General features: G+C 36.0%; 3 protein-coding genes. All 3 read right to left on the minus strand.

All coding sequences use genetic code 11. From position 1 onward, the window contains the following. Nucleotides 1–138 precede the first annotated feature (138 nt). The 3 genes from ADS79_RS03210 to ADS79_RS03220 are packed head-to-tail and all read right to left on the minus strand — an operon-like array spanning nucleotide 139 to nucleotide 3,179. Nucleotides 139–1,509, minus strand: coding sequence for a TniQ family protein (locus tag ADS79_RS03210; protein WP_049737001.1), 1,371 nt, complete (start codon nucleotides 1,507–1,509; stop codon nucleotides 139–141). Continuing rightward, a complete protein-coding gene (locus ADS79_RS03215; RefSeq protein WP_084765602.1) occupies nucleotides 1,506–2,627 on the minus strand; it encodes an ATP-binding protein in 1,122 nt (373 codons plus the stop codon). The genes ADS79_RS03210 and ADS79_RS03215 overlap by 4 nt, the downstream gene beginning before the upstream one ends. After that, on the minus strand, nucleotides 2,628–3,179 hold the full coding sequence (locus ADS79_RS03220) for a Mu transposase C-terminal domain-containing protein (RefSeq protein ID WP_049737002.1): 552 nt from the start codon (nucleotides 3,177–3,179) through the stop codon (nucleotides 2,628–2,630). Nucleotides 3,180–3,429: the final 250 nt, after the last annotated feature.

The raw sequence follows: 3,429 nt of genomic DNA on the forward strand, positions 1-3,429 counted from the left end.
ATTAATAATATTAATTATTATCAAGATCAAATAAAAGTGGAATATAAGTGAATTATTTTAAAGTATAGGAGTATCTGAACTCCTATACTTTATATTCGATTAAATAATCGTCATTTTAATGTTAATCTTGAACCTCGTTTATTTCCGTAGCCCCAATTCAATCATAGTATTTCTCCAAACACTGTAACTATTGGGCGTCCAAAACATTTTTGGATTTACATCCCTAACTGTTCTAAAATGAGGGTATATCCCTTTTTCGTGTAACTCTATGGTAATATGCCTCACTTGTTTCAGGTTATTCTCATCATTCTCTTTCTTTTGACGATGAAGTTCTTTCATGTAGTTCTCTGATATCTGCTTACACAGATTAGGGAACCTATATCTTAGTCTTTTAGCACTGATCCCAATATTTTGACTCACCTCAACCATCGAAGGAAACGGGGGCGTATCAATTGACAGGACTTGCTCTAAATAAGATATTATTTTTTCTTCCTCAATTTCTTTAAACACCCATTTTTGGCTATATGGTGTTATTTTGGTATTTATATGTTTTTTGGATATATATTTCAAAGTTACATTTTGATTAAAAATTTCAAGAAGTGGTACCTCATAAACGAATCCAATTTTTAACAATGCATCGAGTGACGGGGTAACTCTTCCATAATACCAATTCGAAATACTTTTGGATTCCACTCCATGTAGGTAAGAAAATTCATTCATACTCCCTTTTAATCGTTCATCAACAACCTGTTTAATGAATTTCGCTGCATACCCTTCTTGTCCGACTATATGTGGCGGTGGGAGTTGCTTAAAGAGTGACCCCACATTATCAGTCACCCATTTATGCCACAACATTTCTTCTTCTGTTATTGGATCGGCTTCGTAAAAATCATTATCCTGGCCCAACCATGCTCCACATTTTGAACAATACCCAACACGAGATTTAGTAGAAATGACTGCTTGTGAGCTAGACTTACAAAAATGGCACTCAGACACTAATCTTGTCTGATGAATTGAACACAATTCAATAGATTTGAATTTCCAAATTAATTGCTCGTAAATTGTCTGGCCATTATCCGATAATTCTTGAAAACATAATGGGCACCATACACGATAATCACGTAATAATCCATTCCATGGAATAAAGTTGTTCCAATTTATTAATGTAAGATTACTAAGGTCATCTCTTTTCGTTAGCATACTTAAAGCATAAACGAGATCTGTCGCAGCAACTCCTAATCCGTTTGCCGTTCTACATTTTTCAAAAAATACAGTAGCATTCAGAATCAAGTACTTTTTATTGATATATGGATATATCACCTTACGATAAAGCTTGGTAAGGGGTACACAATGTGCCTCAGCCAAGCGAATCATATACCCGGTTAAACTCTCAACATGGCTCGTATTCATCCCCATCGGCTCTAAGTGGAACAGTATACTCCTATTTGGTAGTTGCGGGATATTTAAGTCCCAGGAATCATATATTTCTCGTTCTCGTATATCACTCACACACCTTCCCCTACTTTATCTCGCTTAGGGTTACGTTGTCCCACTATAGACGCGGCTCTCTTATTTTTGTATTTTCTTTCCGACTCAGAGTTGTCTGAGTTGTCTACCTGTCCAATACCTAATATTCGATCCAAATCACTTATTTTTTCTTGGTTCTCCTCTAATTGTGCCTCACCCTCTCTTGCCTCCCTAGCCATTTTTAAGCATTGTTCAATCGAATGAGCATATTTTTGAAAATCGTCCATTGTAATTGTTTTTGCCCCTTCTTCTAACCTAATCTGTAAAGTTAGAGATAACCAATCTTTTAATATCCCAATGCACCCAATGCTCCTTTTATAAAAGAACTCCCAGTTATTTATTAAATCTGGTTGATTTTCTATAGGCATTTGTCTTTGAAATGTCCATAGAACATTAATAAAAGATTGTACCTCATGTGATTCCTCTGCACGATAACGTGGAAAGTGGATGTCACTTCCTCTTCTAGTTAACTGTCCACTTAAATTACGAAAAGGCAGCAGCTCATAAGTTCCTATTAGAACATGAGGCACTTTAGACTTAGACGCGAGTGATTTTATCGTATCCATTTGATTTCTTAGTTTTCTTGAACTGGTCATTTTTGTAAGATGTTGAGCTTCATCAATGAGAAATGCAGAAGGTTTACGATAGAGCAGAGTCTTTTCCAGTGCATTTCTCATCGTTCTTGTCTTATCTTCTTTGACGTGTGGAGAACGTCTGAACTCAACTTTATGATCTATCAAAGGTTCCATTAGTAATTCTAGAGTACGTACAAAAAAATCTTTCCAGTCAAAATTTCCACTATCAGGTGATATTGCCTCATGACCTACTACTGGAATCATTCCGGGATCTTTCTCTATTAAAGGCAAAGCGTCTTCCGTAAGTTTCTTTAACATCCGAGTGTACAATGTTGATTTTCCAACTCCAGATGGGCCATAGACAAGGATTATTGAACGTTGCGAGTTCCGAATCGCCTTCAATAACTGGTCAAAAACTTCCCTCAAGATGGGATGACTAACTGTATATTTGTTAAAGTAATCAACTCTTTCCTCGATTGATTTACTTAGTAAACCTTCCGGAAAACCTTTGTTCATCGTCATCATTTAAAACTCCTCATATAATTCAAGATGACTTAGAATGTTTTTAATGGAATCTTTATTAGAATCTTTATTAGAATCTTTATTGAGTGATATCTCCACAATTTTATCTTTTTTCTTTTTTATCGTATTTTCAGACATTCCACCCTCAATTACGTGAAATGCTTGCTTTACCTCCCCATCACGTAAACGTTGAAGAAGTAATAGTTCTTCGGCTTCTGTTGATCTTAAAAATTGGGCAAGTTGGCTACTGGTAACATCAGATTGTTTTCCACTTAGCTTAATTCTTCTACGCAATTCATCGGATGCAATTTTTACTTCTCGTTCTGTACAATTAACAAATACAGAAAAGTACTCTGAAATAAGTTCAACCCAATTATTTTTTATATATGCATATCCAACTCCCATGTTATAAGGGTCATACCTTACGGGAATTTGTGTTCCCTCAAGAAATGGATTACGTAATGATTCTGACCAATAATATCTTCCGTTAATTTTTACTCCACGTGTTGAGTCGACCCTAGCCGTTCCCTTTTTTGTAGAGGGCAGTGTCATCATGTGAAAGGTATCATCGTAACCAATATAGGTAAATCGTCGATTTCCCGTGCTTGCAATTCCATTCAGGTAGGCATCACGCGGACTTTCTCCGAGAGTTGAATGAATGATCGTATCATAAATTTCGTACGCCCATTCGCATAAACGCTTGCTGAAACTTGAAAGCGTCCATGTTGCATGATGGATGGGGTGTAACCGTCAAGTAAAATTGAACACCTTTTGCTAATTAATTTTGAACACTTTCGTGTTCAAA

The sequence above is a fragment of the Brevibacillus reuszeri genome (genome assembly GCF_001187725.1).
In the GTDB taxonomy this organism is placed as follows: domain Bacteria; phylum Bacillota; class Bacilli; order Brevibacillales; family Brevibacillaceae; genus Brevibacillus; species Brevibacillus reuszeri.